Here is a 601-nt window from a genome sequence, read left to right as displayed (position 1 = left end):
ACCACGGTAGAAAAGCTGCAAAACGGCACCATAAGTGCCGTCATTATTAAAACCCTAGCAAACACTGAAATGATCCTTGCGCTACTTGCCATAAAAAAAGTATGGCAAATATCTCACAGCTTGCAGGTTTAAAATTAAGAATCTGGTGACGAAATCGACAACAAATCTCTCAATAAGAGATTATTTATTGAACTTTTTAAATAATTCGTGACCAATGATTGTCCCATTGAACACCGCTTGAGTATGCGTTTTTGAATTGCGAAGGTTTCTGTTCAACGACTTTTCCCGCTCCAGAACTGACGCGAAACTCATCGCCGTAAATCACCACACCAGACGCATCTGGCAGTGCATTCAGCTCCACCAGCTTGCCCGTTTCTTTAGACCAAATGCCATAACAACTGCCCGGAGGTGATGTTGCTAAAATCCAATCATTGGTTGCAGCAATACTGGCTATATAGTGATTAAAGCGTGCCCATTCTTCAGTTTTTGCTTGCAGTGTTTGCATCTCTCCTCCACGCGTATGCATGGCGAGCAAAGCAGGATATTCGTCAGGTTCTCCGCGATATTGCTGGCCGCACAACACCGTTTCTGAACCATCATG

General features: G+C 43.8%; 1 protein-coding gene. It reads right to left on the bottom strand.

From position 1 onward, the window contains the following. Positions 1-196: 196 nt before the first annotated feature. The coding region (locus tag R7Q46_RS28450; protein ID WP_318078477.1) for a DUF1513 domain-containing protein at positions 197-601 on the bottom strand (405 nt) is incomplete at its 5' end.

This window comes from Vibrio sp. 811 (assembly GCF_033339195.1).
The sequence above is the reverse complement of the archived record's forward strand: the minus strand, read 5'-3'. Positions and strand labels throughout refer to the sequence as shown.